Below are 2885 nucleotides of genomic sequence, written 5' to 3' on the forward strand. Positions count from 1 at the left end.
AATTGCAGGCATTCAACATCAACTCCACACACATGAACATCACGATCGCATTGCGCCGCAACAACACCCCCGCCGCACCAATCGTGAACAACAACGCCGACAGGTAGAGGTAATTGTCCGGATTCATTGACTCACTTCCTGATTCAATGCGTCGTCATCCTCATGATCGTTCGCGATCAGCAGAGTCAGAACGGTGCCGTCGCGGGTGAGCGTCCGGCTCACCGAGAGCGCGCAGTCGGTTCCGTCCGGCAGGCGGGCCGGGGTGTTGACGGCGTTGTGCAGGGCCAGCACCCCCGGGTTGGGCATTGGAGTGGCCCGGGCGCCGGTTGCGAACCGTTCGATGACCAACTCACGCTGGGTCTTACGTCGCTCGAACCGCTCCCGATGCGCCAGCACCATCGCACCCAACGCCGCGGTGATCAACAGCGCACTGGTCAACTCGAACGCCCACAGATCCCGAGTGAAAATCAGCACCGCCAGACCCTGCACATTGCCGCCCGCGTTGGCCTCCGCCAGCCCGACAACTCCCGACGTCGCCACGCTGCCGATCCCGGCGATCAACAGAACGCCGAAACCCAGGCCGGCCAATGCCGCGGCCACACGCTGTCCGCGCAGCGTCTCGATCAGCGAGTCCGCCGAGTCGACGCCGATGAGCATGAGCACGAACAGGAAGAGCATCATCACCGCGCCGGTATAGACCACCACCTGGACGACCCCGAGGAACAGCGCGTCCTGCGCGACATACAGCACGGCAAGGATGATCATCGTGGCGCCGAGAAACATGGCGGAATACACAGCTTTTCGACTCGCGACGACACCGATGGCGGCAATCACGGTAAGCGGCGCGAGAATCCAGAAGATCACAGCTGTCATCGCTTCGATTCCTTCACATGGCCGAGGTAGTAGTCGTCGTCGGTGGCTCCCGGCGCCATGGCGTGTGGTGGTGGTTGCATTCCGGGCTGCAGGGGTGCCAGGAGTTTGTCCTTGTCGTAGATGAGGTCGGAGCGGTTGTCGTCGGCCATCTCGTAGACGTTGGTCATGGTCAGCGCGCGGGTGGGGCAGGCCTCAATGCACAGTCCACACCCGATGCAGCGCAGGTAGTTGATCTGATACACCCGCCCGTAACGTTCACCGGGAGAAAAGCGTTCGTCCTCGGTGTTGTCCGCACCTTCGACGTAGATGGCGTCGGCGGGACAGGCCCAGGCGCACAGTTCGCAGCCGATGCACTTCTCCAGCCCGTCGGCGTAGCGGTTGAGCTGATGGCGGCCGTGGTAGCGCGGCGCGACCGGGCCGGGCTTTTCCGGATACTCCTCGGTAATGGGGCGTTTGAACATCGTCGAAAACGTCACACCGAAACCCTTGACCGCATCGAGGAACTCAGGCATCGCCCCTCCCCCACGGCGCGACGGCGACCCGATCGTGGACATGTTTTCCGTTGCGCATCGGCACTCCATATGTCAGGGTCGGCCAGTCAGCGGTGACCCGCTGACCGGGAAGCGGCGGCACCGGAAATCCGCCGGCCATCGGATCAAACTCTGTCGGCGTCAAAGGTGTTCGGCCCGACCGCCTGTCGCGGGCCAAGCGCCGAGCACCCACGATGAGGGCCAGCAGCGCAGCGGCAGCGATGAGGTTTTCGATGATGCCGGTGTGGCCGATGCTGTGCAGGACGGCCACGATCATGATCCACACGAGTGAGACCGGGATGAGCAGTTTCCAGCCCAGCGCCATGAACTGGTCGTAGCGCAATCTGGGCAGAGTGGCGCGTAGCCACATGAAGATGAACAGGAACGTCCACACCTTGGCCACGAACCAGATCAGCGGCCACCACCCAGTGTTGGCGCCGTCGATCAGGCTGATCGGCCACGGGGCATGCCAGCCGCCCAGGAACAAGGTGGTGGCCAGCGCCGAGACGGTGGTCATGTTCACGTATTCGGCGAGCATGAACATCGCGAACTTCAGTGAGGAGTACTCGGTGTGGAAGCCGCCCACGAGTTCGCCTTCGGCCTCGGGCAGGTCGAACGGGGCCCGGTTGGTTTCCCCGACCATCGCCGTCACGTACACCGCGAATGACGGCAGCAGCAGGAAGACGTACCAGGTGTGCTCCTGGGCGGCCACGATTCCCGAGGTCGACATGGTGCCGGCGTAGAGGAACACCGCCGCGAACGACAGGGCCATCGCGATCTCGTAGGAGATCACCTGCGCGCTGGACCGCAACCCGCCCAACAACGGGTAGGTGGATCCCGACGACCAGCCAGCCAGCACGATGCCGTACACCCCGATCGAGGTGGCCGCCAAGATGTAGAGCACCGCAACCGGCAAATCGGTGAGCTGCAACGGGGTTCGGTGCCCGAACACCGACACCACCGGACCGAGTGGGATCACCGCGAACGCCAGGAATGCCGGGATTACCGAAATCACCGGAGCCATCAAATAAATCGGCTTGTCCACCCCCGCCGGCACCAAGCCCTCTTTGAGGGCGAGTTTGATGCCGTCAGCCAGCGATTGCAGGATGCCGAACGGGCCGACCCGGTTGGGTCCGTACCGCATCTGCATACGGCCCAAAATCTTGCGTTCGGCCAGGATCGCCACCAACACCGTCAACATCAAGAACACAAACACCGCAACGGTTTTGACCACCATCAACCACCATGGATCCTGGCCGAACACCGTCATATCCGGATAGCTCATGAGCTCGCCTCCCGCTCGATGCACACGACCGCACCCGCCGTCACGCCGAGTTGTTCGTGCACCGCACTACCCGGTGAGTTCAGCGGCAGCCACACCACCCCATCGGGCATCGCGGTGACCACCAGCGGCACACGGATCGCGCCCCGCCCCGCGACCCCCGGCCTCTTATCACATTCTCCTGCCCCCCCAACCCACAG

Annotated in this window: 5 protein-coding genes; all 5 read right to left on the reverse strand. The window is 63.3% G+C overall.

The annotated features are described in order from the left end of the window. Positions 1–127: NADH-quinone oxidoreductase subunit NuoK (gene nuoK, locus HPC46_RS34040; RefSeq protein WP_179476355.1), on the reverse strand; the 127-nt coding region annotated here is incomplete at its 3' end. Next, positions 124–873, reverse strand: coding sequence for an NADH-quinone oxidoreductase subunit J (locus HPC46_RS34045; RefSeq protein ID WP_179476391.1), 750 nt, complete (start codon positions 871–873; stop codon positions 124–126). The genes HPC46_RS34045 and nuoK, both read right to left, overlap by 4 nt. Further along, the gene (gene nuoI / locus HPC46_RS34050; protein ID WP_179476392.1) at positions 870–1385 is read right to left on the reverse strand and encodes an NADH-quinone oxidoreductase subunit NuoI; all 516 of its coding nucleotides are present in this window, start codon (positions 1383–1385) and stop codon (positions 870–872) included. The genes HPC46_RS34045 and nuoI overlap by 4 nt, the downstream gene beginning before the upstream one ends. Further along, positions 1378–2688, reverse strand: coding sequence for an NADH-quinone oxidoreductase subunit NuoH (gene nuoH, locus HPC46_RS34055; RefSeq protein ID WP_233717039.1), 1311 nt, complete (start codon positions 2686–2688; stop codon positions 1378–1380). The genes nuoI and nuoH overlap by 8 nt, the downstream gene beginning before the upstream one ends. Next, a partial coding sequence (locus HPC46_RS34060; RefSeq protein WP_179476393.1) for a hypothetical protein occupies positions 2685–2885 on the reverse strand: 201 nt, incomplete at its 5' end. The genes nuoH and HPC46_RS34060, both read right to left, overlap by 4 nt.

The sequence above is a fragment of the Mycolicibacterium vinylchloridicum genome (assembly GCF_013404075.1).
Lineage (GTDB): Bacteria > Actinomycetota > Actinomycetes > Mycobacteriales > Mycobacteriaceae > Mycobacterium > Mycobacterium vinylchloridicum.

Excerpts from the sequence above, each read along its gene's own strand:
- HPC46_RS34045 (WP_179476391.1), bottom strand. The coding sequence starts at position 873 with ATGACAGCTGTGATCTTCTGGATTCTCGCGCCGCTTACCGTGATTGCC.
- nuoI (WP_179476392.1), bottom strand. The coding sequence starts at position 1,385 with ATGCCTGAGTTCCTCGATGCGGTCAAGGGTTTCGGTGTGACGTTTTCG.
- nuoH (WP_233717039.1), bottom strand. The coding sequence starts at position 2,688 with ATGAGCTATCCGGATATGACGGTGTTCGGCCAGGATCCATGGTGGTTG.